Annotated in this window: 21 protein-coding genes; 5 read left to right on the top strand and 16 right to left on the bottom strand. The window is 59.5% G+C overall.

Annotation, left to right across the window (positions count from 1 at the left end; all coding sequences use genetic code 11):
- Window positions 1-269 precede the first annotated feature (269 nt).
- On the top strand, window positions 270-1,127 hold the full coding sequence (locus tag ACP0KA_RS24920) for a transglutaminase-like cysteine peptidase (RefSeq protein WP_424631380.1): 858 nt from the start codon (window positions 270-272) through the stop codon (window positions 1,125-1,127).
- A 34-nt stretch (window positions 1,128-1,161) separates the two neighbouring features.
- On the opposite strand, the gene ACP0KA_RS24915 is transcribed toward ACP0KA_RS24920, so the two are convergent.
- Complete coding sequence (locus ACP0KA_RS24915) at window positions 1,162-1,359, bottom strand: hypothetical protein (RefSeq protein WP_424631379.1); 198 nt, start codon at window positions 1,357-1,359, stop codon at window positions 1,162-1,164.
- A gap of 233 nt (window positions 1,360-1,592) precedes the next feature.
- On the opposite strand from ACP0KA_RS24915, the gene ACP0KA_RS24910 reads away from it, so the two are divergent.
- Window positions 1,593-1,799 carry a hypothetical protein gene (locus ACP0KA_RS24910; protein WP_424631378.1) on the top strand — a complete coding sequence of 69 codons (207 nt, stop codon included), beginning with the start codon at window positions 1,593-1,595 and terminating at the stop codon, window positions 1,797-1,799.
- 33 nt (window positions 1,800-1,832) lie between these two features.
- On the opposite strand, the gene ACP0KA_RS24905 is transcribed toward ACP0KA_RS24910, so the two are convergent.
- From ACP0KA_RS24905 to ACP0KA_RS24860, 10 genes are all read right to left on the bottom strand, one after another.
- Window positions 1,833-2,540, bottom strand: coding sequence for a ribonuclease activity regulator RraA (locus tag ACP0KA_RS24905; protein ID WP_424631377.1), 708 nt, complete (start codon window positions 2,538-2,540; stop codon window positions 1,833-1,835).
- Between the two features lie 116 nt (window positions 2,541-2,656).
- The gene (locus tag ACP0KA_RS24900) at window positions 2,657-5,377 is read right to left on the bottom strand and encodes a molybdopterin-dependent oxidoreductase (RefSeq protein WP_424631376.1); all 2,721 of its coding nucleotides are present in this window, start codon (window positions 5,375-5,377) and stop codon (window positions 2,657-2,659) included.
- A gap of 31 nt (window positions 5,378-5,408) precedes the next feature.
- The gene (locus ACP0KA_RS24895) at window positions 5,409-5,546 is read right to left on the bottom strand and encodes a hypothetical protein (protein WP_424631375.1); all 138 of its coding nucleotides are present in this window, start codon (window positions 5,544-5,546) and stop codon (window positions 5,409-5,411) included.
- 168 nt (window positions 5,547-5,714) lie between these two features.
- Window positions 5,715-7,325: a sulfite reductase subunit alpha gene (locus ACP0KA_RS24890; protein WP_424631374.1), complete on the bottom strand. Its 1,611-nt coding sequence runs from the start codon at window positions 7,323-7,325 to the stop codon at window positions 5,715-5,717.
- Window positions 7,322-9,082: a NirA family protein gene (locus ACP0KA_RS24885; protein WP_424631713.1), complete on the bottom strand. Its 1,761-nt coding sequence runs from the start codon at window positions 9,080-9,082 to the stop codon at window positions 7,322-7,324. The genes ACP0KA_RS24890 and ACP0KA_RS24885 overlap by 4 nt, the downstream gene beginning before the upstream one ends.
- Window positions 9,083-9,084: 2 nt before the next feature.
- Complete coding sequence (locus ACP0KA_RS24880; RefSeq protein ID WP_424631373.1) at window positions 9,085-10,299, bottom strand: NAD(P)/FAD-dependent oxidoreductase; 1,215 nt, start codon at window positions 10,297-10,299, stop codon at window positions 9,085-9,087.
- 11 nt (window positions 10,300-10,310) lie between these two features.
- Entirely contained in the window at window positions 10,311-11,102 is a 792-nt protein-coding gene (locus tag ACP0KA_RS24875; protein ID WP_424631372.1) for an ABC transporter ATP-binding protein, read from the bottom strand.
- A 13-nt stretch (window positions 11,103-11,115) separates the two neighbouring features.
- Window positions 11,116-12,018: a nitrate ABC transporter permease gene (gene ntrB, locus ACP0KA_RS24870; protein ID WP_424631371.1), complete on the bottom strand. Its 903-nt coding sequence runs from the start codon at window positions 12,016-12,018 to the stop codon at window positions 11,116-11,118.
- A 58-nt stretch (window positions 12,019-12,076) separates the two neighbouring features.
- Window positions 12,077-13,396, bottom strand: a complete 1,320-nt coding sequence (locus ACP0KA_RS24865) for a CmpA/NrtA family ABC transporter substrate-binding protein (protein ID WP_424631370.1) — start codon at window positions 13,394-13,396, stop codon at window positions 12,077-12,079.
- 529 nt (window positions 13,397-13,925) lie between these two features.
- On the bottom strand, window positions 13,926-14,867 hold the full coding sequence (locus ACP0KA_RS24860; RefSeq protein WP_424631369.1) for an MBL fold metallo-hydrolase: 942 nt from the start codon (window positions 14,865-14,867) through the stop codon (window positions 13,926-13,928).
- An 859-nt stretch (window positions 14,868-15,726) separates the two neighbouring features.
- Here ACP0KA_RS24860 and ACP0KA_RS24855 point away from each other — a divergent pair.
- Window positions 15,727-16,167: a DUF2846 domain-containing protein gene (locus tag ACP0KA_RS24855; RefSeq protein WP_424631368.1), complete on the top strand. Its 441-nt coding sequence runs from the start codon at window positions 15,727-15,729 to the stop codon at window positions 16,165-16,167.
- 783 nt (window positions 16,168-16,950) lie between these two features.
- Here ACP0KA_RS24855 and ACP0KA_RS24850 read toward each other — a convergent pair.
- The 4 genes from ACP0KA_RS24850 to ACP0KA_RS24835 form a co-directional block, all read right to left on the bottom strand.
- Complete coding sequence (locus ACP0KA_RS24850; RefSeq protein WP_424631367.1) at window positions 16,951-17,229, bottom strand: hypothetical protein; 279 nt, start codon at window positions 17,227-17,229, stop codon at window positions 16,951-16,953.
- A 126-nt stretch (window positions 17,230-17,355) separates the two neighbouring features.
- Window positions 17,356-17,919 carry a type II toxin-antitoxin system VapC family toxin gene (locus ACP0KA_RS24845; protein WP_424631366.1) on the bottom strand — a complete coding sequence of 188 codons (564 nt, stop codon included), beginning with the start codon at window positions 17,917-17,919 and terminating at the stop codon, window positions 17,356-17,358.
- Entirely contained in the window at window positions 17,909-18,754 is an 846-nt protein-coding gene (locus ACP0KA_RS24840; protein WP_424631365.1) for a hypothetical protein, read from the bottom strand. The genes ACP0KA_RS24845 and ACP0KA_RS24840 overlap by 11 nt, the downstream gene beginning before the upstream one ends.
- Before the next feature lie 5 nt (window positions 18,755-18,759).
- Window positions 18,760-19,689 carry an IS1595 family transposase gene (locus ACP0KA_RS24835; protein WP_424631364.1) on the bottom strand — a complete coding sequence of 310 codons (930 nt, stop codon included), beginning with the start codon at window positions 19,687-19,689 and terminating at the stop codon, window positions 18,760-18,762.
- Window positions 19,690-20,011: 322 nt separating this feature from the next.
- Between ACP0KA_RS24835 and ACP0KA_RS24830 the strand changes: the two genes are divergently transcribed.
- Window positions 20,012-20,299 carry a hypothetical protein gene (locus tag ACP0KA_RS24830; protein ID WP_424631363.1) on the top strand — a complete coding sequence of 96 codons (288 nt, stop codon included), beginning with the start codon at window positions 20,012-20,014 and terminating at the stop codon, window positions 20,297-20,299.
- Window positions 20,300-20,593: 294 nt separating this feature from the next.
- Window positions 20,594-21,919, top strand: coding sequence for a 30S ribosomal protein S12 methylthiotransferase RimO (rimO, locus tag ACP0KA_RS24825; protein ID WP_424631362.1), 1,326 nt, complete (start codon window positions 20,594-20,596; stop codon window positions 21,917-21,919).
- A 110-nt stretch (window positions 21,920-22,029) separates the two neighbouring features.
- Here the strand turns inward: rimO and ACP0KA_RS24820 are convergent, their stop codons facing one another.
- Window positions 22,030-23,004 carry a quinone oxidoreductase family protein gene (locus tag ACP0KA_RS24820; protein ID WP_424631361.1) on the bottom strand — a complete coding sequence of 325 codons (975 nt, stop codon included), beginning with the start codon at window positions 23,002-23,004 and terminating at the stop codon, window positions 22,030-22,032.
- Window positions 23,005-23,092 lie beyond the last annotated feature (88 nt).

Here is a 23,092-nt window from a genome sequence, read left to right as displayed (position 1 = left end):
ATTTGACTTGAGCGCTTGAGGATAAAGGGCCGCCAGCTCCCAGGTTTTACTCAAGACCTAAGCCATCCCGCCGCCTTCCTCGCCGTATTAGCCGTACCTAAAAGTTTAGCGAAAACGGTCGGTCATCTTTCGCGCTATTTGAAGCAAATCAGCGGGATTCCCTCCCCGTTAAACGGCCTGGAAAAGACCGCCGCGTAAACCGTGTGACGAATGATCCGGTCACGAGCGGGCAGACAACTGCAAGCCGATGTCCGGACAAGGGGCGTCACATGTCGGCTTTGTTGGTTTCCCTGCGCTCGCGCGCCTGGGCTGTTGCGTTTGCTGTCGTGGCTTTGATCGTCATCGATCATGCTGTCGCCCACGCGGAGCGTGGTCTCACTACCGAACAATCCATCCTCAGTGCGGGCAAGTCCCAGGGCGAGCCATTCGGTCTTCTCACCGTCGCGCTCCCTGAAGGACCTCTGGTGGCAAAGTGGCGCGATGCCGAACGTGCAATCCGGGGCGACATCAACATCATTGCCGATTGTCGGGCCGATATTTCGAATTGCATCTCCCCCGCTGCCATCCAGTTTCTCAAGATCGCTAATGCCGCATCATCGCGCGACGGATTGGCGCGTTTGGGCGAGATCAATCGGGCCATCAATTTGGCCGTCCGGCCGGTGAGTGATCGCGCTCAATATGGCGTCGACGATCACTGGACCTCGCCTCTCGCAACGCTTGCGGCGGGTGCGGGCGATTGCGAGGACTATGCAATCGCAAAACTGGTCGCGCTGCACGAGGCCGGCGTCTCTCGCGACAATGTCCGCCTGATCATCATGCGCGAGAATGCAACCGGTGAGGATCACGCCGTCGTCGCCGCACGTGTCGATGGCCGTTGGCACATTCTCGACAACCGGTTCTTCGTGATGGTGGAAGATGCCGAGATCAGCAAATACACACCCGTCTTCGCAGTCGACGCGGAAGGCATCAAGCGCGTTCAGCAACCGGAAATTGCAGTTGCCATGCACGGGGCGACTGGCTCCGAAGCGAAGCCAGCCAACCCCGATGCAGACGTAACGATATCAACAATCGCGCCCGCCTCCGCTATGACCGAGGCAGACGACTCCTGGTACGTCCACGTGATGTGAACGCGTCCCGTTCAGAACAAGACGTACTGCAGGCTCAGGTTTTGACGACCGCTCGGATCGACACAATCAACGCGATGACACAAACACCAATAAGTATAAGACCAGGATTATCACAGAGAATTGCACCCTGCTGACAGAGTTGGTCAGAAAGATACCAGCCCTGGTTCTTTGTAACACCGGCGAGCAGGAAAACGCCGGCCACGCCAACGAACACGAGAATGATTGGCTGCATGGTCTACCTCCTTTCTGTGCACGCCAACATTCGCTGCTCAGACGTAAACCAATACTTTTCTCGATCTCAGAAACTCCGTTGCAACTTCGAAAAAACAAAATGTGTTGTGAGTTCCATTCCTCGTGGCACAAGCCGTGCCATACGAAAAACGCAAACCTCTCCAAACACTAAGTTCAATATGAATTCAGGAACGCGTCTTGTGACTGCGCGTTCTGTGCCCGGGAGGATTGCCCATGGCGACACGCATGCAACGTCTGGCGGAATTTAACGGACACGGTGAGCCGCCGCCGAACGAGTCCGTGCAACTGCTGTGCGAGGATAAAAGCGGCACCTATCAACTGCCATTTCCCTGCCGCTGGGTGGACGGCGAATGGCGCAACAGCGAGTCCGGAAGCCGTGTTGAAGCCGCTGTCGTAGGATGGCGGCGGGCCCAGTTTTGAGCCCGCCAGCGAACGTTAGAATCAGACCACCAGTTATTTTTTGCCCTTTGAGGCTGCGTAACGTGCCTTGGTTTCTGCGTTCATTGGATACAGACCCGGCAGCTCAGCGCCATTGTTGATAACCTCGTTGACGATCCAGGCCTCGGTTGCTTCCTGCTCCGGCCCTTCCGCCAGCACGTGATCGAGGAATGCCTGAGGGATCAGCACTGCGCCATCCTGGTCAACAACGACAACGTCGTCAGGGAATACGGCGACGCCGCCGCACCCGATCGGTTCGCCCCAATTGACGAACGTCAAACCTGCCACGGATGGAGGCGCGGCAGCACCGTCGCACCACACAGGCAATCCGGTGCCAAGCACGCCTTCCACATCGCGCACCACGCCGTCAGTCACCAGAGCGACCACGCCCCGCTTGGCCATGCGGGCGCAAAGAATATCGCCAAAGATTCCCGCGTCAGTGATGCCCATGGCATCAACCACCGCGATACAGCCGGCCGGCATCGCCTCGATGGCCGTGCGGGTCGAAATCGGCTTCGACCAGGACTCCGGCGTCGCCAGATCCTCGCGGGCCGGCACGAAACGCAACGTGAAGGCAGGGCCGACAAGCCGTTCTTGCCCGGGCCGCAGCGGACGCGTGCCGCGCATCCAGATGTTGCGAAGGCCTTTTTTGAGCAGAACAGTCGTAATGGTGGCCGTCGAAACGTGCTTCAGGGTCTCGATGGCTTGGGGCGTCAGCGGCATTTCGTAAACTCCAGGGAATGATCGGCCTCCTTCTTGCCAAAGCAAGGCAGCGCGTCAAGGCGCGCTTGAGGACGGGCCGGCCTTTTCGCTTTGCAACATTCGAGGCGGTCAAGAAACTAGCTCGCTGCCGCGGTTTCCCGTGGCACTGGACGTTCGGCGGTTTCAGCCGGTGAATGTTGAGCGATCAGCCGTTTGAGCTCCGGGATGCATGATCCGCAGTTTGTCCCGGCGCGCAATTGAGCGCCAAGATCGGCAAGCGTGGCCTGACCGGCGGCGATGGTGTTGCAGATCGTCGTTCGTCCGACGCCAAAGCAGGCGCAGACAATGGGGCCTGAACCACCGGCGCCATCCGCGGACTTGCCCGACAACAGAAGGCGTCGCTGGTCATCGCTCAAGGCCCCCGCCGTGAGCAGCGGTTTGACCGCCTCCCAATCCATTGCGGTGCCGGCGGGGCCGATGAAGAGACAGGCCGCGAGTTCGCCATTATCGAGCCGTGCAGCGCGATAAACGCCCCGCCCCGCATCCGCGTATTCAATATTTTCTCCATCGTTCCCCGTGGTGCCGAACCATGATCGCCAATTCTCGACGGCATCATCGGCGGCCAGCAGATAGCCCGTGCCTGCCGGGACTGCGACGCGCGCCCACCAGACATGGCTCGGAAACGTGAGCGGTTTGCGCGACAGCACGAAGCCACGTTGTGCAAAGATCACGGGTTCGATCGCGGCAGGTGTTGCCTTGTTCTCAGGTTGTCCCGAGAACGGGTCCGTGACCGGCGCGGCCAGCGAGCCGACTCGTGCGAACGACGCTGTCTCATCGCTCCAGTGAATCGGCGCAAACACCATGCCGCGCTGCTGCCGTTCGGTGACCACGGCTTTCAGCACGCACTGGCCGAGCCCGGTCGCAATGCGTGCAAAACCGCCATCGACAACACCCACCTGCGCAGCATCGGCCGGGTGAATTTCGACGAACGGTTCAGGCAGATGCTGCCCCAGCCGCGGACTGCTCCCCGTTCGGGTCATGGTGTGCCATTGATCGCGAATGCGGCCGGTGTTCAGGCGCAACGGATAGGCGGCTGACGTCGCACCGCGCAACATCGGCATCTCGGGTGCAATGAAATGCCCTTTGCGGTCGAATGAGAAAAAGCCGCCATCCGAAAAGAAACGCGTCTGTGGATCGCCGCCGCGGCTTGCAGGCCACATCAACGGCGCCATCGTATCGAAGTCGGTGTCCGTCATGTCGGCGAGCGCACCGATATCGAAGTCGCGGCTCCCGCTGTTTTCAAACTCCGAAAGGCTTGCGTGCTCGCGAAAGATGTCAGCCGCCGATGTGTAGGCAAAGGCCTGCCCGTGACCCAGACGCTTTGCGACTTCGCTGATGATCCACCAGTCGGGCTTTGCCTCCCCTGGCGCGGGCAGAAACGCGCGTTGCCTTGAAATTCTCCGTTCGGAATTGGTGACCGTGCCGGACTTCTCGCCCCATGCCAAAGCCGGCAACAGAACATGCGCACCGGAGTTGATGCTGTCGTTGGACGTCACGTTTTCCGAGATCACCAGAAGATCGAGCTTTGTCATCGCCGTGCGAACCGCATCGGCGTTCGGCAGGGATACAGCAGGATTGGTCCCCATCACCCACAGCGCCTTGATGTCGCCGCGGCCGATGGCCTGAAACATCTGAACCGCCTTGAGGCCTTCATGGGTGGCGACATGCGGCGCATGCCAGAACCGCCGCACCCGATCGATGTCACGTGGCGTGAAGCCCATGTGCGCGGCAAGCTGATTGGCGAGGCCCCCAACCTCTCGCCCGCCCATGGCATTGGGCTGACCGGTCAATGAGAACGGCCCCATACCGGCCTTGCCGATCCGCCCGGTGGCGAAATGACAGTTGATGATCGCGTTGACCTTGTCGGTGCCTTGCGCCGACTGATTGACACCCTGCGAGTACAGCGTGACGGTGCGCGGCGTGTTGAGGACAAGATTGAAGAACGTCGCGACGTCTGTCTCGGCAAGTCCGGTCGCCAAGGCTGTCGCTGCAACACTTCCTGCAATGGTCCGGGCGCGTTCGAGAGCCTCAGTAAACCCGGACGTGTGCCGTGTGATGTAGGCGTCGTCGAGCCCACCGTTATCAGCGAGGTAAACCAGCAATCCGCAGAACAGCGCGGTGTCTGTTCCGGGCTTCAGGCCGAGGAATAGATCGGCATCGCCGGACGTTTCGGTTTGCCGCGGATCGATCACAATGATCCGCGCGCCGCGCGTCTGCTTGTTGGCAATCATGCGCTGAAACAGGATGGGATGGCACCAGGCGGCATTGGAGCCGACAAGCACCAGAAGGTCGGCTTGATCCAGATCCTCATAACAGCCGGGTACGGTATCCGCGCCGAAGGCACGGCGATGACCGGCAACGGACGAGGCCATGCAAAGCCGCGAATTGGTATCGACGTTGGCGGTGCCGATGAATCCCTTCATCAGCTTGTTTGCGACGTAGTAGTCCTCGGTCAGAAGCTGTCCGGACAAATAGAACGCAACGGAATCAGGTCCATGCTTGGCAATGATGTGCTGCAGCCGATGCGCGACGTGATCGAGCGCGTCGGTCCATGCCACCTGCTCCAGCTTGCCGCTCGACACCCTGATCATCGGGTGCAGCAGGCGGCCATCAAGGCTCAGCGTTTCGCCAAGCGCAGAGCCTTTGGAACAGAGGCGGCCGAAATTCGCGGGGTGATCCGGATCGCCCGCAATCGCCGCGGCGCCTGCTCCATTCGGGGTCGCAAGGACACCACAGCCCACGCCGCAATAGGGACATGTCGTGCGTGTGGCCTTGAGGGCGGGATCGAGCGCTGTCATGCGGTAGCCCGCATGACGCAGACGTCAATGGTTAGAAGGGATGATAGGACAACGTGCCGAATACGATCGCTGCAATCACCGCGAATGCGCCGTAGACAGCAAATGTGTGGAAGCGATCTTCCGATCGCACCTCGGCCTGGGCGCTGGCGCGTGACTGAACGCCTCGCATGGTGGAACTCCGCTGTATCATAATGCCCATAAAAAAAGGGGTGATGCTGCGGGTTACAAGTCCTTGGGAAAAAAGACGATATTCTTACCTCTGGTGGTGGCGGAGGAGAGAAATTCCCTCCTGCCCGGCTCCCGTGCAAACAAATTTTCCCGTGTGCGATGTCTGCCATCAGTAGACATCCTGCTGATAACGGCCCTTTTTCTTCAAATCGGCGACAAAGCTGACCGCGTCATCGGTTGAACGCGCACCGAACTGGGCAACGATGTCCACCAGCGCCCGTTCGACGTCTTTGGCCATTCGCTTGGCGTCGCCGCACACATAAACGTGGGCACCGTCTGCCAGCCACGCCCATAGCTCACGGCCGACTTCGCGCATGCGATCCTGCACGTAGAATTTCTCGGCGCCGTCGCGGGACCACGCCAGCGACAGGCGCGTCAGCAATCCGGACGCCTTCATCGCATTGAGTTCGTCCGAATAGAAGAAATCGAAATCGCTGCGCTGGTGGCCGAAAAACAACCAGTTGCGGCCCTTGGCCTTAGTGGCCTGACGGTCATGCAGGAATGCGCGGAACGGCGCCACGCCAGTCCCCGGACCGACCATGATAATCGGCACGTTGGAATCCTGCGGCAGGCCGAACGCATGGGCCTTCTGCACATAAACCTTCAACACGTCGCCGGGCTTCACGCGGTCCGCGAGAAAGGTGGAGGCAACGCCCGTGCGCTTACGGTTCTTGACGGCGTAACGGACGGCGTCGACGGACAGCGAAATCTTCCCGGGCGTTGCATTGAACGACGAGGAAATGGAGTAGAGCCTCGGCTGCAACGGTTCGAGCGCTTCGATGAACGCTTCCGGGTCAAACCTGACATCCGGAAACTTTTCGAGTGCCGCAAGCACGTCGAGCGTCGTCGCGTCGCCATCGGGATCGTCTCCGGACGACAGCGCTTTCGCCTTCTGACGACGCTCGCCGCCGGTGATGTAGGAGATCAACTGAAACAGCGAATCCGGTGCGGGCGCGAGGGACACGTCGCTGATCAGGACGTCGCGCAGCGATCGTGCTCCGATCATGTGATCGGCTTCAGCCTTGAGGCGAGCCAGCACTGCGTCCGCCAATGCGGGATCATTGACTGGAAAAATCCCGAACGAGTCTCCCACCACATAATCGAGATCCGATCCGGACAGATCGAATTCCAGATGCCATGTGTCCTTCTCGGAGCCCGGCTTGTTGAGCCGCCTGCGTGACAGGAACACTGCGTCCACCGGATTATCGCGCGAGCGCCCTGGGGAAGAGGCCGAAGCGGTAGGCGCCGGTGCTGCCTGCTGAACTGCGGGTGGTGTGGCAGCCGCCGGAGCCTTGCCCAGTTCCTCATAAAGGTTCTTGAGCATCCGCGCGGTGTCCTTGCCGCCGGGAACGCAGAGATTGAGACGCGCCTCTGCCCTGCTCGCGATCGCCTCCGAATAGTCGTGGCAGTTGTAGCCGCACTGCCCGCAATCCTGCTGCGCCATGGCTGCCATCATCCGGCGGCGCAACGGACGGCCTTCGGCGAGCTTCATCCGCTCGTCGATGGGCATGGTCTGGTCATGCCAAGGGGCCTCGCCGTCATCACCGTCGCCAGGGCCTTTCATGACCGCGGCGCCCTGTTCGGACGATAGCGGCGTCACAGCACTGTCGAGCGACACGATCCCGGCAAAGAAGCCGTTCAGCCATGAGCGTTGTTCCGGCGAGAACGGCGCGGTGTCGGGGATCAGCTCGACAACAGGAGGCGGCGACATCTGATTCATGCGGCCATCTCCTCATGCGCCATCAGCCGCTTCAGGGCGTCGATCTCGTATCGGCGGGTAAACGCGACAAATGTCTCCTGCTCGGATGATCGATTGGCGATAAACGTCTTCAGGATCTGCTCGACAACTTGGGGCGCTTCATCGGCTTTGACGTTTTGGTAGAGTTCACGCGCGATTGCTGCGTCTGTCCCGTACCCGCCGCCGACGAGGATGTGATAGCCGTCGACGGTATCGCCGTCGTCATTCACCGGCACGCGTGCGCCGATCAGGCCGATGTCGCCGATGTAGTGCTGCGCGCAGGTGTGATGACATCCAGTGAGATGGATGTTGACCGGCGTTTCAAGCTGAATGCGCTCTTCGCACCATGTCGCGATGTCGTCGGCGTTTTCCTTGGTATGCGCGGCGGCGAAGCGGCAGCCCGTCGCACCGGTGCATGAGATCAGGCCGGCACGGATGGCGGATGTTGTGGCGGACAGCCCCAGTGCCTCGACGGCGGCAACGACGATCGATACATCCGCATCCGCAATTCCAGAGAGCAGCAGGTTCTGCCAGACCGTGAGCCGAATATCGCCGTCACCGAAATCCGCGGCGAGCTTGGCCAGTCCCCGGATCTGGTCCGGCGACAGGCGGCCGAGCTTCAGCGCGACGCCGATCCAGTTCAGCCCCGGTTGCTTCTGCGGATGAACGCCGATATGCGCGAGACGATCATAGACCGGCCGCGGTGCAATCGCTTCAGTGGGCAAGCGCGTCAACTTACGCCCGAGCTTCTCTTCGACCGCGGTGAGGAATTTCTCGAAACCCCACGCATCGAGCACGTATTTGAGCCGCGCCTTGTTGCGGTTGGTTCTGTCGCCATGCTCGATGAAGACCCTGACGATTGCGTCGGCAATTGAGGTTGCTTCTTCGGGCTTCAGGATGACGCCAGTATCGCGGGCAAAGTCGCGGTGTCCCGTAATGCCGCCAAGGGCGAGCCGATAGTAGATGCCCGGCGCGACGCCATGTCCTTCAAGCACCTCGACCGCCTGAAAGGCGATGTCGTTGGTATCCTCAAGGACAGCGATGCGCCCTGCTCCATCGAACGCGACATTGAACTTGCGCGGCAGGCCGTAGAGCGTGCGGTCGTTGAGGATGTGGTAATGCCACGCGCGTGCATGGGGCCGTGTGTCGAGCAGTTCCTGCGGATCGATCCCGGCCGTTGGAGTGCCGGTGACGTTACGGATGTTGTCCGCGCCCGAGCCGCGCGAACACAGGCCGAGATCCTGGATGGCCTCGATCACATTGACCGCGTTCTTCGGCTCGATCTCGCGAAGCTGCAGGTTTGCCCGAGTGGTGACGTGGGCGTAAGGGCCACCGAATTGCTCGGCAACCTCGGCAACACCGGCGAACTGCCAATGCTTCAGGACGCCATTGGGAATCCGCAGGCGGCACATGTAGGACGACTGGGTCGGCGCGACGTAGAAGATGCCGTAATAGCGCCAGCGGAAATTGTCGGCCGGCTTCGGGGCTTCGTCATTGCGTGCCTGTGCTACGAGTCGCGGATAAGCATCGAACGGATGCTCGTCGCGTTTGATCTTCTCTTGGTCATTGAGCTTGCCACCGGCCGCCACCGTCCGATCCTGCGCTTTGAGATGGATGGCGTCAGGTCCAACCGGTTCGGACTTCGCAGGCGCAGCGGCACGCGAAAGCCGCGATGCACTGAGGCCGGAAACAAAACCCTCGAGATATCGCTTCTGATCAGAAGAAAAGTCGCCGGACATCGTCATGCCGCCTTCGGTTGTGCAAGGGCGCGACCGAACATCATGTCCCCACGCACCGTTTCGATAGACGCCGTTGTCCGGATCAGTTCGAGGTACCAAAGCGCATCCTGGGTATCGCCAACCAGGACCGCGCCCTTCAGGCGGCTGTCCGCCACCACCAGCTTTTTGTATGTGCCGCGTTGCACGTCATTGAATAAAATCGTCTCGCAATCGTCTTCCGCCAGAAAGTCTCCAGCGGAGAACACATTCACGCCCGATACTTTGAGGTTCGTGGCCGTTACGCTTCCCGTGTATTGGGATGGCTTATCCGCCAAGTGATCGGCAAGAACGCGCGCCTGCTCATAGGCGGGTTCGACCAGTCCGTAGCAGACGCCCCGATGCTCGGCGCATTCACCGAGGGCGTAAATGTCCTGATGCGCTGTACGCATCCGGTCATCAACAAGAACACCGCGGTTGACCTCGACGCCGGCATCTTTCGCAAGCTGACTATTGGGACGGATACCGGCTGCAAAGATCACGGCGTCGGTGCTGATTGTCCGCCCGTCGGTCAGTTCGACGCCCTGAACATACCCCTCGCCGGTGATCTGCTTCGTGTTGGCGCCGAGAACGATCTCGATCCCTTTGCGTTCGACGAGCTGCTTGAGGAGTGCCGCGGCGGGGCCATCGAGCTGCCGCTCCATCAATCGATCCATCAGATGGACCAGTGTGATTTTTGCGCCGGCTTTGGCGAGGCCATAGGCGGCTTCAAGACCAAGCAACCCGCCGCCAATGACGACGACACGCTTCTTCTCATCAGCGAGCGTCAAGAGGTAGTCCACATCCCGGCTGTCGCGAAACGTATGAACGCCGGGCAGGTCTGCCCCCGGCACGTTGAGGCGTAGTGGAATCGATCCTGTCGCAAGTACGAGCTTGGAGTATTTGACGCTGCCGCCATTGGCGAGAGCGACCGTTCGCTGCGATGGATCAATGCTCGTGGCTGCGCAGCCGTATGTGACGGTCACGCCGCGATCGCGCCACCAGCCAGCGGACTTGAGCTCGATCTCCTGCGAGGTCGCCTCACCCGCGAGCACCGATGACAGAAGAACCCGATTGTAAGCGAGGCGCGGCTCGTCTCCGATCACGGCGATCGCGTATCGTCCGAGTGATCGCTTCGCCATCTCCTCGACGAAGCGAGCTGCTGCCATTCCATTTCCAATGATGACGAGTGGTTCACTCATGAATGGCGTCCTTATGCGGCTTCCACAAAGCGATGACGCTCGTAGAGGAATTCCAGCACGCGTTGCCGGCATTTGAGGTAGATCGGGTTGGTTGCCAGCTCGAGCCGCTTGCGCGGATGCGGCAGCGGCACCTCAAGCACTTCCCCGATCCGCGCACTGGGACCATTGGTCATCATCACGATGCGATCCGACAGCAGCACAGCCTCGTCGACGTCGTGCGTGATCATGATCACGGTGTTGTTGAGCTTCTGGTGCAGAGCCATGACAGAGTCCTGCAGGTGCGCGCGCGTCAGCGCATCGAGGGCGCCGAACGGCTCGTCCAGCAGCAGGACTTTCGGCTCCATCGCCAGCGCGCGTGCAATGCCGACGCGCTGCTTCATGCCACCGGAAATCTCGGAAGGCCGCTTGTCCTTGGCGTGTCCCATCTGGACGAGGTCCAGATTGTGCATCACCCAGTCGTGCCGTTCGGCGCGGGTCTTGGTTGAGCTAAAGACCTTGTCGACGCCGAGACGCACATTGTCGTAAGTCGACAGCCACGGCAGCAGCGAATGGTTTTGGAACACCACTGCCCGATCCGGGCCAGGCGCATTCACCTCGCGCTCTTCCAGCAACACGCCGCCCTGGGTGGCGTTTGTCAGACCGGCAATGATGTTCAACAGCGTGGACTTGCCACAGCCGGAATGGCCGATGATGGAAACGTAGTCACCCTGCTCCACGGTCAGGTTGATGTCCTTCAGCACTTCGCTCGTTGTTGAACCGCGGGTGAAGACTTTGTCGATGTGATCGAGCTTCAGATAGGTCACGGCCGTTCTCCCGTTAATTCGCCTGCGCACCGCGCGTGGCGATGTTTCCGACAGCGGCAACGATGCGATCGAGGATGAAGCCGACGCCGCCGATATAGGCGAGCGCGACGAAGATGTCGGGCAGCCGGGATGAATTCCACGCATCCCAGATGAAGAAGCCGATCCCCACGCCGCCGGTGAGCATTTCAGCCGCGACGATCGCGAGCCATGCCAGGCCGATGCCGATGCGTAGACCCGTAAAGATGTACGGCGCCGCGGACGGGATCATGATCTTCCAGAAGAATTCGAGCGGGTTGAGCCGAACCACCGCCGCGACATTGCGGTAATCCTGCGGGATGTTGCGGATTCCGACCGCGGTGTTGATGATGATCGGCCAGATCGAGGTGATGAAGATCACGAAGATCGCGGATGGATTGCTGTCGCGGAATGCAGCCAGCGAGATCGGCAGCCATGCCAGCGGCGGCACGGTGCGCATCACCTGGAAGATCGGATCAAGACCGCGCATCGCCCAGATCGACTGGCCGATGATCGCACCGACCAGGACGCCGACGACACCTGCGAGGCCAAATCCGACGGCGACACGCTGGAGCGAGGTCAAAACACGCCAGCCAAGCCCGATGTCCTGTGGGCCGGTGACGAAGAACGGGTCGACGATGAGATCCTTGGACTCCGTCCAGATCCGCGACGGCGACGGCAGCGTCGCGCCCGGCTTCATGCAGAGGAGCTGCCAGACACCGAAGATCAGGACGAGCATGATAACCGGCGGAATGACGCGCTCCGCCAGCGCCCGCAGGTTCGGCAACAGCGTATTCGCCATGAAACTGCGAGGTGGCTTTGGCAAGGCGACCACTTCGGCTGTGGTCACAGGCGCCGAAGTGAGAAGCGGACTGGTGGTCTTAACGAGCGGCACGTTCATGAAATCGCCTCGTGGAGCTGTGATGCGCGGTCGCCTACGCGGAGCGGCCCGCGCGCGATCAGGCTTCGATACGCTTGATGGACAGACTCTTCAGATACGCGGCGGGATTTTCGGGATCGAACACCTTGCCATCGAAGAATGTCTCCTTGCCGCGTGATGAACTTGTCGGGATGTCAGTGTCGGCAACACCGAGCGTTTTCGCTGCCGCCTTCCAGAGATCTTCGCGGTTCACTTTGTCCACCAGCGCTTTGACGTCAGTGGTCGGCTCGAACTTGCCCCAGCGCATGTCTTCCGTGACGAACCACGCATCGTGGCTCTTGAACGGATAGGACGCGTGGTCCTGCCAGAACTTCATGAACTGCGGCGAGCCTTTCTCGATGCGGCCGTTGCCGTAGTTGATGTCGCCGTTGGCGCGGCCGATGATGTCGGCGACCGGCACGTTGAACCACTGACGACGGCCGACGATCTCGGACATCTCCTTGCGGTTCTCCGGCTTGTCGCACCACTGCTGGGCTTCCAGCACGGCCATCAGGATGGCCTGGGTCGCTTTGGGATATTTGTCGGCATACTCGGCACGAATGCCGAGCGCCTTCTCCGGATGCTTGGACCAGATTTCACCGGTCGAACAGGCCGAGAAACCGATGCCCTGATTGACGAGCTGTTCGCCCCACGGCTCGCCGACACAGAAGGCATCCATGTTGCCGACCTTCATGTTCGCCACCATCTGCGGCGGCGGGACAACGATGGTGGAGACATCCTTGTCGGGATCGATGCCGCCGGCCGCCAGCCAGTAGCGAATCCAGAGATCATGCGTGCCGCCGGGGAAGGTCATCGCGACCTTCACATCCTTGCCTTCGGCCTTCTTCTTTGCGAACGCCTCCTTCAGCGCCGATGCATCGGCGGTGACTTTGAGCGCCTTGTAGTCGTTGGAAACCGAGATGGCCTGCGCATCGAGATTGAGACGCGCCAGAATGTACATCGGCGTCGGCACGTTGTTCTGCGTGACCTTGCCTGCCGAAATCAGATACGGCATCGGCGTCAGGATGTGCGCGCCGTCGATTCCGTTCTTCTCACCCCCGAGCACGAGGTTGTCGCGGGTCGCGCCCCAGGACGCCTGCTTGCTGACTTCGACGTCAGGCACACCGCGCTTGGCAAAGAGCCCCTTCTCCTTCGCGATCACCAGCGGTGACGCGTCCATCAGCGCGATGTAGCCGAGGATGGCCTTCGTCGTTTCAGGGCCTGCGCCTTGCGCGAAGGCGCCTGCCGGAAAGTTCAGCCGTGCCGCGGCAAGCAACGCCGCCGTGCCCGCGCCGGCTTTCAGCAATGCGCGCCGGCTCATGACGCGGCCTTTACTTCCGTGTTTGGTGGTCCTGGTCATCGTATCCGCTGTCCCTTCGACCGTCGAAAGCGCGCTTGAGCGCGTGCTCCGACTATCTATTCAAGGACCGTGCCACCCTTGTGCGGCGCACCAAATCCAGCAATCGCAGGGGTTTATGGCGACCAGCGAAAGTTCCACTGCCTGCGGCGTGACCTCGCGGGCAGGCAACCGCCTAATAATTTGGCGCTGCACAATAATTAAGCTGAAAGGGTTACGATACGCGGCGTCGAGGTGCGTGATGCCCAAGTTAGAGGCGATGTCGCCGGCCTCGAAGTTCCCAGCGGTGAAGGCGTCTAGGCATTGGGAATGTTGCCCGCACGAACAGGCCTGACGGAGTGAAGGATGCGCCCTACGCCGCGTCACCGGCGGAGACAACGAATGTAAGCTTTGCGATCCCGCACACTCCAAAAGAAAAACGCCGCCCGAAGGCGGCGGCGGTCATCCGGGTTCGCAATTCGCGGCACTAGGGCGTAAACTCATGAACGCTCTATGAGTCCACGCCCTAGCCTGGTTTCAAACCAACAAGCGGTCAGTAATCCCAGAACACCGGCACGAAACGGAAGGCGTCGCCATCGACAGCCACGCGGCCGATGGACGGGAACGGCAGATGCGTGGCCACCAGCATCTCACCGGTTTTAGCCAGGTCCCGCAAAAGACGGACGCGAACGCGCGCGGCCTCTTCGGGATCGTGTTCGAAACCATTGTGCCAATCAGTGTGGTCGAACCCGACTGTAAACACAGCGTCGCCAGCGAACGTCAGCGCGTCGCCGCCGGACGCAACGCGGACAATGCTGTGCCCGGGGGTGTGACCGCCTGTGCGACGGGCGACCACGCCCGGCGCAATCTCGTGCTCCTCATCGAACTGCCGGAGCTGGTTGTGATACTGGCTGGCGAACTGCTTGGCGGCCGCGCGAAGCGCGTCCGGAAAACCCTGCGGCATGGAGGTATGGGTGAAGTCGGGCTGTTCCCAGAACTTGACCTCGGCAGCCGCCACGTGGATGCGCAGGTCTGGGCGCAGTTGCTCCTTCACGCCATCGACGAGCAGCCCGCCAATGTGATCCATGTGCATGTGGGTCAGCACCAGGTCGGTCACGGACCCAAGATCGACGCCGGCAGCCTCCAGTCGGTGGATCAATTGCCCCGCCCGCGGCAAGTTCAAGTTCGGGTCGGACCCTAGTCCAGCATCGACGAGGATGGTCTTGCCGCCGCTGCGTACGACGACGACGTTCAGCGCCCAGTCGAAAGCATCCTGCGGCAGGAACTGATCCTTCAGCCAGGCCGCCCGCACGGAGGGGTCGGCGTTGTGGCCCAACATTTGTGTCGGGAGCGGCAGCACGCCATCGCTGATCACGATCACCTCGATGTCGCCGATGTTCAGCGCATAGCGCGACGGCACCAACTCATCGAGCTTCGATTTCACGTTTATGTTCATGTTTATCTCCTGCTGAGGGTTGCGGATCATCTGATCCATTTTGAAAAGTCTTCGTTCAGTTTTGGCGTACGACCTGGGAGGACCGCGCGTCCCGCGTGGGAAGCGCGGTCAAGGCTGATGGGATGTTGAGAGATCGTGGACACGCTCCGGATCGACAAAGGAGAGCGCAGCGGCGCGCCCGGCCTTCGGCGGAGAGATCCAGACAGTGTTGATCTCCTGCATCGTTGTCTTGGCGACAGTCTTCGATCATCGTTTGTCTCCGTCCGTGTTTTGGACTGATGATGGTCTAACGGATTGGGTCTGCCGCTGCGCCAGAGCGATTGCCGCCGCTGTAGAGGGATTGCTGCTAACGCACGCGCCCTCGCCGGTCGCTCGGGGGGACGCCGGTCAGCTTCCTGAATGCGGACGCGAAAGGCAGTATCGAGGATTAGCTAAGCCCCGCGGCGATCGAGACGGCAGTATCGTCATCGCCTGTTTCAGCCGGTGCAGGCGCAGCTAGGCATGCGGCGAGAACCCGGTGCTCTCAGCTTGTCGATTAGAGCGTGTAGTCATTAAGACGGGATACCGGCTTTCGGATACGAAGCAGAACTCGTGTTTTCAATCGGAGCCTTACCGGTCGTGACACGATGCGGACTATCATCTTGAGGTGCTCATCCGACGACACGTCTCGTTGCTGGCAATACTGCTTGGGGCGAGGCAATGATGACGTCCATGGACATTGGAGGCGATTTGCTCGCGCACGGTCGCAGATCTCGCGGAGCATAAAAGACGTTGCGCAATCAATGCGTGTATGCCTATTTGAGCGCGTGGGGCGAGGAAACAGCGATGCAATCGTCGGCTGTTTGTTGTTTTCCGTCGATGGCTAACTGGGCACTTTCCAATATTGAGGCGGGGCATAATGGGGGCAAAAATCGGGGCGCTGGCCCTTTTGCTTGTCGGATTCTTGCTGGCAAGTTGCGCGAGTCCACGTGGTCTCAATGAAGCGCCCTTGCAGATTCCGGCATTGAAGCCGGGTTACGGCCGTGTCTACTTCACCCGGCCGGGCGATTTCGGGGGGGCAGCTGTTCAGCCCGAGATTCGGATGAACAATGAAGTCGTCGGCCGATCTGTGCCCGGCGGGTTCTCTTATGTCGACCGCCCCCCGGGAAGATACGCCGTAACAACGGCAACCGAGGTCGAAAATGCGGTTACGTTCCAATTGGCAGCGGGCGAGACGAAGTACATCAAGACATCTGTGACACCCGGCATACTCGTCGGCCATGTCACGCCGACGCTCGAATTCCCTGAGCAGGGGCAATCCGACGTAAGCCGCCTCAGGTACGTCGGCTCCCAGTTCTGATCCCCTGCGCGGGACATATTGCAGAGCGTCGCAAAATATCCGCTCGTGCGCCGCGTGTGGGTGTTAAGCAGAACGTTCAATCAGCATGAGCGGTCGAGCGCATCTTTCATCGCCGAGGTGAGCTCGACCAGAACGAGACAACGGATGTATAGAAAAAGTTGCCGGTAGGCGGCTATCGTCGCGACAATCAACTCGTTAATTCGGGGGTAGACATCAAGGCGAGATGCCGGCGCGGAGTACAAATGGCCGCTGAGTAACAAAGCCCCCAAGTTGAGAAGAGCCGGAAGTGACGGGAGATCCAACTAGGGCTCAACTGCCCGAGCCGACCGCTTGCGCTTGAGTGTACCCCTTGAAGAACATAGGAGTACGGCGAGAGTGGATCGATTTGAATAGGTTGAGATAACCCTAGTCCCTTGAACAAGCCATCTACCTGCTCGGCTGTGGCCGTGCGCGTCCCTGGCGTTGGGCGGCCCTCAATTTCGTTAAGTCCAATCCAATAAATTAGCCAAGGAGCAACTGCAGCGGCAGACAGCATCGTCACCACCGACACGATCAAGGCCCGCCGTGTCATCATTGTCCGACCACCGAATTAGCAAGGAAGTCTGTCTGGCAAAATCGCCCGTCAGCATACGCCCCCGGAAGATCGCACTTCAATGAAGCTTCCGTCCATCCCACTCTTCTCTCTTTGCGCCTTCGCGCGTTGAATTATGACAAATCGAGAGGCGATGTTTCACTTGACGTACCCAGCAGCAAAATCAGCTAGTTAGGCTGCACTTCTTCAAGTTAGTTGGCTTGAAGGTGTGTGTTCGGCATCCCGAGCCGTTCGCGCTGTCGATTGGTGCACTCCGCAATCGCGGCTCTCATGGCAAAATCCGGCACGTCGCCGGGATAATATTGGCGGGTTTGCTGTCGGTAGCAGTCGTCGAAGAACTTCTTGTTATCTGGGGTCCCGAAGCCAAAGATCATGGAATAAATGAAGCCGCCGACCATAAAGAGGCCGACGGCTATCATGAACAGACCGCACCCGCCCTGCTGTTTAAGGGCCTCGCGAAAGTCGCTCATCTTGGCTTCCGGGGCTTCACCACGGACTTAAAGGCGCGCTCCGCTCCCTTGGGCGTCTCGTCAGCCTCAGCGGCCTTGGCAGCCTCTAGGAAGCGCTTGGATTGCTCTGGGTCGTCTAGAGCCGATTTAGCCCTGCGCGCCGGAAGCTTGGTTGCTGTCATCTTGCGCTTTCTGTCTATCAATCGCTTGCTCCAGCGGAGTTTTCACTGGCGTGACTGGCGCGGGGCGGTTCGGCGGAGCGCAAATCTTGAGCTTTACTCCGTCGGGCCGATCGATCACGCCACTAAGACCGGTCAGATTTTCGCGGTCATAAGTATGCAGTTCGTCGACATTGTTAAGCAGAGCGGTAGCTAGATGAATCCCGTCCTGCGGCTTTACGATTTTGGGATGGGTGCGGAGCAATCGACGAGCCAAGGTCCCAACGTCAAAATCTACCTGAACCCTAGTGACAAACTCTTGGAGAATAAAATCTTCAAACGACACATCGTCGGCGACAGCCAGCCCCTTTTGCTCGCCGTCGCACGGCCTCTTGTAGACCTCAGCCAAGGTAAAATTGGAGGTCCATATCTCAACTTTTCCGCTTCTCGCTTCTTCAATCACATAGCTAAGTGAATCGAAGCGTTGCGCGTCTTGTTGGATCAATGAAATCCACGCGCACGCGTCCCAGTAATATTTTGGTCTACCCGCCAAGCGTCCCGTCCCTGAAACGATCTAAGTATTCGGAAGCGGACAAGCCGCTCGTAAAATTTTTATCGCTGATTGCAGTCAGGGAGACGGCCTTGGGCTCAATCCGCGTGATGTCAGTAGCAAGGGCGTATAGGACAGATCGGCTAGCAGCGTAACGGATGCGGCCTCTGACGATTACGCGGCTATGCTCCCAGAAATCTCTAAAATCAGCCTTATCAGAGAACTTTGCTTGTAATTCGTCGCTTAGTACGCACCAAGTTAAGTTCTTCGTCCGAGCGTCGGTTACGCCAATTGCGGGCCGATTGCGATAAGTGGAAAGTTGAGAAAACACGCCTTCAATAGAGCCGATTTCTTCTCTGGCGTGCGGCAGATCGTACAAGCCCAAGGTGGGGGTTACGGCCAGAACGGCGATTGCTTCTTGCGCAAATCTAGGAGTGACGTGGACCTTACCGATTTGCTCAAAATCAATGTCAGTTGTTCCGACGCCATTGAGATTGCGCTGATACATACGTTTCGCAATTTTCAGCCGGTCATCGTCCCAATTCTCGGGAACGTGGCCGTGAGCAATTTCTCGCAGTCCTTGAGCAACAAGCTGCTTTTGCGCGCGCGCCACTACTGTAATATCCACGGCAGGCTCAAAGCTGACAGCCTCTCCCTCTGCATAGAATGGGCTGTTCGTGGAAGCCTTTGCTAGCCTCCACTGGACACCTTGGTCACTTTCGGAGCCAGCAGACAGAAGTTCGAAAATATCCAATACCTGTCGCATCGCGTCCTGAACTGTCAGGACGTCGGGATGAGCGCCAGAGGCGCGGACGGTAACTGTTACTTTCTCGGCCACATCGGTTACTCGCGCTCGACCGAGACGGACGAGTCCCGGTAGGTCAACCGCTTCCCAAACGTACCACGAATGGCGGCTTTTGCACGCTCAACATCATCAATGCCGAGCACCACCCGGGTATTCTGGCGGAAATCGAACTCTGCCAAATAACGGTTAAGATGTTTCTTATCGACGTGCTGATAGGTGCCAACAAGGCCGCGCTTCAGTACGGAGAAGAAGCCTTCCAGCGTATTGGTATGCACGTCACCACGTGTCCATTCAAACTTGGAATGATCCACCATTTCATGACTGGCAACCGGCGCGAATTTGTAACGAGAAGTGGTGTCCGTAACCAAGCGACTGTCCTTATGAACGTGCTGGCGCAGGACGCTCATGGCGCGCCGATGGTCAAGCATCTGGGAACGGATATCGCCGCCACGCTCGACAAGGCTGACGACAATCGGGTTATGGGTCTTACGGCGGAAGCCAGCGGGCCGCTTCGTCTTGCGGGAACGCGCTAATTCGGTTTCGTCAGCTTCGACGACCTTGCCAGCGCCGCCAAGCTGCTCGGACGCGCCGGGAGCCATGGCATGGCGGATACGGTGGCCAAGATGCCAAGCCGTCTTCATGCCACAGCCGAGAATGCGCTGAAGCTGGCGGGTGGAGATGCCTTTCTTGCTGCTGCAAAGCAGATGGATAGCCTGAAGCCACAAGCGGAGGGGAAGATGGCTATCCTCGAAAACCGTACCGATACGCACCGTAAAGGGCTTCCGGCAGGCATAGCACTTGCGGAGACCAACGCGCGTGGTTTTGCCCTGAAGACGGCCAATCTTGCTGCTATCGGCGTTCTCACAGTGCGGACAAACGGGTCCGCTGGGCCAAAGCTCTGCCTCTACATAGGCAAAAGCGGCTTCTTCATTGTGGAAACGTGCGTGGGAAAGAACAGACTTGGCCATGGGTTAACTCCAATGGCTCATATAGAATCAAATCCCGCTGGGTACGTCAAGTGAAACATCGCCAATCGAGATGTCATAGGCACTGGTGTATTTACATCGCCATTTTCAGATATGATTTCATGATCACTTGGAACCGCCTTAGTGGGTGAATTTCGCTATCAGATCAATTACTTGATCGGATTCATTGAATGAGATGACTTGGATAATCTATGGATCGGGCGCCGCGCATCAGCTTCACTTCACTTGGCTGCTCCTGAGACAACGAATGTAAACTTTTTGAATGGCCCACTCCCAAAAGAAAAATGCCACGTGGAGCGACCAGATGCGACTTCGTGCAAAGATTCGAAACGTGACCGGAAACACTTCTCACTTGCGCGGCGGGACGACGGCGGAAGCATTCAATATGACGAGCTTGCCGGACCCACGCGCGGTGGAAATCGTAGAGCAAGAAGGTTCATTCTACTTGCTCCGACTAGATAAGCGCGATGAATGTATAGCCGACACGTGGCATCAAACTGTCGAAGCAGCCAAGGCGCAAGCAAAGTTTGAATATGAAATCAAAGAGGTTGATTGGATAGTAGCCAACGATGGTCTTTCGGCGCGCCCCTAACTGGAACGACTAAACGTCCGAGAGAGTGCTACGCTCATTTTGCCACGATGTGGCCAAGCGTCTTCTGCCGTTGGCTCCGTCGCGCCGACTGGCAGATGTCTTCCTAGTGCCATCTGTGGGCGTTCACCAATAGAGCGGGTGGAGCGCATCGTTGATCGCTCCAGTGATGCCCGATCCGAACGCCCTCCCGCCCTTTGGGGAACCTCCTGTTCATACCCCTTCCTCGGGCTAGAACCCTTGTATTTTTGAGGATTTAAGGCTAGCTCCAGCGCTTCCCAACATTGGTTGCCAGCTATGGATCAGGGCGTCGCCCCAAAAGTCAGTTTCGTGTCCCTCGGGTGCCCCAAGGCGCTTGTTGACTCCGAGCGCATCATCACCCGGCTGCGCGCTGAGGGCTATGAACTCGCGCGAAAGCACGACGGGGCCGATCTGGTCATTGTGAACACTTGCGGCTTTCTCGACAGCGCCAAGCAGGAGTCACTCGGCGCGATCGGCGAAGCCATGGCCGAGAACGGCAAGGTCATCGTCACCGGCTGCATGGGCGCGGAACCCGAGCAGATCGAAAAGGCCTACCCCAACGTGCTGTCGATCACCGGTCCGCAGCAATATGAAAGCGTGCTGGACGCCGTGCATCGCGCATTGCCGCCCCTGCACAACCCGCACATCGATCTCGTGCCGCCGCAAGGCATCAAGCTGACCCCGCGACACTATGCGTACCTGAAGATTTCCGAGGGCTGCAACAATCGCTGCACCTTCTGCATCATTCCGAAGCTGCGCGGCGATCTGGTGTCGCGACCGGCCAATGACGTGTTGCGTGAGGCGGAAAAGCTGGTCGCCGCAGGCGTCAAGGAATTGCTGGTCGTCTCGCAGGACACCTCCGCCTACGGCATCGATTTGAAATACGCCGCAAGCCCGTGGAAGGACCGCGAGGTCCGCGCGAAGTTTTTGGACCTGTCGCGCGAGCTCGGTGAGCTCGGGGCATGGGTTCGCCTCCAGTACGTCTACCCCTACCCGCACGTTGACGAGGTCATCGGTCTGATGACCGAGGGCAAGGTGTTGCCCTATCTCGACATCCCGTTCCAGCACGCGAGCCCCGAAGTGCTGAAGCAGATGCGCCGTCCGGCCGCGCAGGACAAGACGCTGGCGCGCATTAAGGCGTGGCGGGAGCAGTGCCCCGACCTGACCTTGCGCTCGACGTTCATCGTCGGCTTCCCCGGCGAGACGGATTCCGATTTCCAGTATTTGCTCGACTGGCTGGATGAAGCGCAGATCGATCGCGTCGGCTGCTTCAAATACGAGCCGGTGGCGGGTGCCACCTCGAACGCGATCGAAAATCCGGTGCCGGAAGACATCAAGACCGCGCGCTGGAACGCGTTGATGGCGCGCCAGCAGAAGATTTCTGCGCAGCGTCTCAAGCGCAAAGTTGGTAGCCGCCAGCAGGTGATCATCGATGAAGTCGGCCCGACCGTCTCCAAGGGACGCTCAAAGGCCGATGCGCCGCAGATCGACGGGAGCGTGTACGTCTCCAGCCGCCGGCCGCTGAAAGTCGGCGATATCGTGACGGCCAAGATCGAAAGCGCGGATCAGTACGATCTCCACGGCAGCATGGCTGGCTTCTGATCCCGCTCGGCCCAAAGCGTTTTCAAGCGATACGCCAAACACAAAATGAAAGCCTCGGTTCTGGTCGCATCAGAACCGAGGCTTTATCGTCTGAGCTTCTATAGGCTCTCTCAGGGCTTCAAAATCGCCGCACCCGTCGTCACGCGGCCTTCCAGATCGCGGTGGGCCTTCTGCGCGTCCTTGAGCGCATAGGCGTGGTTGATCGGCACATGCAAGGTGCCGCTCAGAACGGCGGCGAACAGTGCGTCGGCCCCCTCGATCAGCTCGCGGCGCGTGCCGACATAGTCGTTCAGTTTGGGGCGCGTCGCGAACAGTGAGCCGTGGTTGTTGAGTTCAGCCAGCGGAAATGGCGGCACCGGACCGGACGCGTTGCCGAACGACACGAACAATCCACGCGGCTTCAGGCACGATAGCGAGCCCGGGAATGTGTCCTTGCCGACGCCGTCATAGACAACATCGCACAGTTCATTCCGGCTGATCTGCTTCACGCGGTCGACGAAGTTCTCAGTCTTGTAGAGAATGACGTGATCGCAGCCGTTCGCCAGCGCGAGCTTGGCTTTGTCTTCGGAGCCGACGGTGCCGATCACGTGCGCACCCATCGCCTTCGCCCACTGGCATGCCAACAGGCCAATGCCACCGGCTGCCGCGTGAATGAGCACGCGGTGTCCCGGCTCGACCTTGAAGGTCTTGTGCAGCAGGTAGAATACGGTCAGTCCCTTGAGCATCAGCACGGCGGCCTGCTCGTGCGAGATGTGATCAGGAAGCTTGACCAGCTTGTCCGCCGGGACATTCCGCTCGGTCGCATAGGCGCCGAGGTTGACGTAATACGCGACACGGTCGCCGGGATGGAAATTGGTCACGCCCGGACCGACCGAGATCACTTCGCCCGATCCTTCGTTGCCGGCGATGAACGGCATGGTCGGCGCCTTGTAAAGGCCGGTGCGATAATAGGTATCGATGAAGTTCAGGCCGATCGCGTGCTGACGGATCCGGACCTCTCCAGCGCCCGGCGCGGGCACGTCCACATCCTCATAGGTCAGCACTTCCGGTCCGCCGACCTGATGCACGCGCACGGCCTTGGTCATCTTTTCACTCCCTAAAGTCTCTTTGGCGACGTCGATTTCATCGACTTAAGAAGGCTATAGCCGCAAAATTGTCAACGTGACAGAGCGA

This window comes from Bradyrhizobium sp. SYSU BS000235, assembly GCF_049747295.1.
In the GTDB taxonomy this organism is placed as follows: Bacteria; Pseudomonadota; Alphaproteobacteria; order Rhizobiales; family Xanthobacteraceae; genus Afipia.
The sequence above is the reverse complement of the archived record's forward strand: the minus strand, read 5'-3'. Positions and strand labels throughout refer to the sequence as shown.

Bases quoted from the DNA above. Each gene is read 5' to 3' on its own strand.
- ACP0KA_RS24905 (WP_424631377.1), bottom strand. From the start codon at position 2,540: ATGCCGCTGACGCCCCAAGCCATCGAGACCCTGAAGCACGTTTCGACG.
- ACP0KA_RS24855 (WP_424631368.1), top strand. From the start codon at position 15,727: ATGGGGGCAAAAATCGGGGCGCTGGCCCTTTTGCTTGTCGGATTCTTG.
- ACP0KA_RS24920 (WP_424631380.1), top strand. From the start codon at position 270: ATGTCGGCTTTGTTGGTTTCCCTGCGCTCGCGCGCCTGGGCTGTTGCG.
- ACP0KA_RS24915 (WP_424631379.1), bottom strand. From the start codon at position 1,359: ATGCAGCCAATCATTCTCGTGTTCGTTGGCGTGGCCGGCGTTTTCCTG.
- ACP0KA_RS24880 (WP_424631373.1), bottom strand. From the start codon at position 10,299: ATGAGTGAACCACTCGTCATCATTGGAAATGGAATGGCAGCAGCTCGC.
- ACP0KA_RS24820 (WP_424631361.1), bottom strand. From the start codon at position 23,004: ATGACCAAGGCCGTGCGCGTGCATCAGGTCGGCGGACCGGAAGTGCTG.
- ACP0KA_RS24830 (WP_424631363.1), top strand. From the start codon at position 20,012: ATGCGACTTCGTGCAAAGATTCGAAACGTGACCGGAAACACTTCTCAC.
- ntrB (WP_424631371.1), bottom strand. From the start codon at position 12,018: ATGAACGTGCCGCTCGTTAAGACCACCAGTCCGCTTCTCACTTCGGCG.
- ACP0KA_RS24850 (WP_424631367.1), bottom strand. From the start codon at position 17,229: ATGAGCGACTTTCGCGAGGCCCTTAAACAGCAGGGCGGGTGCGGTCTG.
- ACP0KA_RS24885 (WP_424631713.1), bottom strand. From the start codon at position 9,082: ATGTCCGGCGACTTTTCTTCTGATCAGAAGCGATATCTCGAGGGTTTT.
- ACP0KA_RS24860 (WP_424631369.1), bottom strand. From the start codon at position 14,867: ATGGATCAGATGATCCGCAACCCTCAGCAGGAGATAAACATGAACATA.
- ACP0KA_RS24835 (WP_424631364.1), bottom strand. From the start codon at position 19,689: ATGGCCAAGTCTGTTCTTTCCCACGCACGTTTCCACAATGAAGAAGCC.
- ACP0KA_RS24890 (WP_424631374.1), bottom strand. From the start codon at position 7,325: ATGAATCAGATGTCGCCGCCTCCTGTTGTCGAGCTGATCCCCGACACC.
- ACP0KA_RS24865 (WP_424631370.1), bottom strand. From the start codon at position 13,396: ATGACCAGGACCACCAAACACGGAAGTAAAGGCCGCGTCATGAGCCGG.
- ACP0KA_RS24910 (WP_424631378.1), top strand. From the start codon at position 1,593: ATGGCGACACGCATGCAACGTCTGGCGGAATTTAACGGACACGGTGAG.
- ACP0KA_RS24895 (WP_424631375.1), bottom strand. From the start codon at position 5,546: ATGCGAGGCGTTCAGTCACGCGCCAGCGCCCAGGCCGAGGTGCGATCG.
- ACP0KA_RS24900 (WP_424631376.1), bottom strand. From the start codon at position 5,377: ATGACAGCGCTCGATCCCGCCCTCAAGGCCACACGCACGACATGTCCC.
- rimO (WP_424631362.1), top strand. From the start codon at position 20,594: ATGGATCAGGGCGTCGCCCCAAAAGTCAGTTTCGTGTCCCTCGGGTGC.